The sequence below is a fragment of the Mycobacterium sp. E2497 genome, from assembly GCF_001668695.1.
Lineage (GTDB): Bacteria > Actinomycetota > Actinomycetes > Mycobacteriales > Mycobacteriaceae > Mycobacterium.
This window is the reverse complement of record NZ_LZKD01000041.1, coordinates 1-678: the sequence shown is the minus strand read 5'-3', so window position 1 is coordinate 678 and position 678 is coordinate 1. Positions and strand designations below refer to the sequence as shown.

General features: G+C 70.2%; 2 protein-coding genes. One reads left to right on the top strand and one right to left on the bottom strand.

All coding sequences use genetic code 11. The features are described from left to right. The coding region (locus A5713_RS29600) for a TetR/AcrR family transcriptional regulator (RefSeq protein WP_231980247.1) at positions 1-378 on the bottom strand (378 nt) is incomplete at its 3' end. 143 nt (positions 379-521) lie between these two features. Here A5713_RS29600 and A5713_RS29595 point away from each other — a divergent pair. Continuing rightward, positions 522-678: TetR/AcrR family transcriptional regulator (locus A5713_RS29595; protein ID WP_156751733.1), on the top strand; the 157-nt coding region annotated here is incomplete at its 3' end.

Sequence of the window (678 nt, the reverse complement as noted above, 5' to 3'; positions counted from 1 at the left end):
AACCGGGTGCTCGTTGCTTTCGGCGCGGACCGCGCGATCGAATGCGGCCAGATGCGGATGCTCGCGCATCAGCCGGCTCGCCTCGTCCAGCACCGCCGCGAGGCGATCGACCACGCCGCCGGGACCCGCGGCGGCGGCTCGCAGCCGCGGCACCGCCATGCGTTCGATGTCCTCGACGGCCGCGTCCAGCAATTCGGACTTGTTCGGGAAGTAGTGGTACAGGCTGCCGCTGGTGACGTCGGCCGCCCGGGCGATCTCGCGAATCGTGGTGCGCGCGTACCCGAATTCGGCCACGCAGCGCATGGTGGCAACGACGATCCGCTGCCGCGTCTCCTCGCCGCTGGCGCCGACCGGACGTCCCCGTTGCGCCCGCGTCACCGTGCTGTCCTCACTCGCGCGTCCCGTCCGCCGGCTCCCGGTCCCCGACACGGTCGAATATAATCGAGTGATCGATTAGTTTCGGCTTCGCCGCGGAGGTGCGTAGTGCGTGATGGACGGAGCTGCGGCGGGCTTCCCGCCGCATGAGCGTCACGCCGCCGCAATTGGGTCGGCCGGTGGGTGCCGACGGTGAGCAGACCCGGGCCCGCATCATCACCGCCGCGATGCGATGTGTGGCCGAGAATGGCTATTCGCGCACCACGATTCGCGAGATCGCCCGGGCGGCCGACGTCACCAGCG